General features: G+C 43.5%; 1 protein-coding gene. It reads right to left on the reverse strand.

The window, feature by feature from the left end; all coding sequences use genetic code 11:
- Window positions 1-127: 127 nt before the first annotated feature.
- Complete coding sequence (locus R7R24_RS28450) at window positions 128-544, reverse strand: DUF350 domain-containing protein (RefSeq protein WP_005459831.1); 417 nt, start codon at window positions 542-544, stop codon at window positions 128-130.
- Window positions 545-604: the final 60 nt, after the last annotated feature.

Genomic DNA, 604 nt, shown 5'->3' on the forward strand with positions numbered 1-604 from the left:
GTCTTTGATTCTTGGGTCGCAAGGAAGAAAATTCCGCCAAATGCCGCGAACGGTATGATTTTTCCAAGCTTTAAGCTTTTATCCATGGAAGAACGTTTAACGTTGGAACTGCGCTTCATCGTTCCTCCTAGTACGTCATACAAGCAGCATTCAACATGCCGACCGATATAGAAACCGCCGCAAGTACAATGCCTGCAGGCAGCTCATCTTTTTCGATACGCTCAGTAACTCTTGGCAGCAAAATAAAACGCACGATGGCAAATGCGATGATTTGCGCAAGCATGGCAACAACGCCCCAAACCATAAAGTCGACAATGTTGACTGAGTTTTTTGCCGCACCCGAAATCGCAATACAATAACCCAGAAAAGCGCCACTCAACGCCACTGCGGCTGCGGTATTTTGCTTTTCCTTGATCAGATGCCATTCATCATAAGGCGTAAGCTTGACGTAGATGAACTTAAACGCCAAAACAAAAATAATGGATACTGAGAAGTAGAGTAAAAAGTTTGGAAAACCTGCTAACAGGCCGGCAATCATGTGCATTATTGTTCCTTGTTCATTTCTTTCCATGCAAAATCATCAATACGTTCATCTGCAATGTAA

Source organism: Vibrio sp. 704, assembly GCF_033339295.1.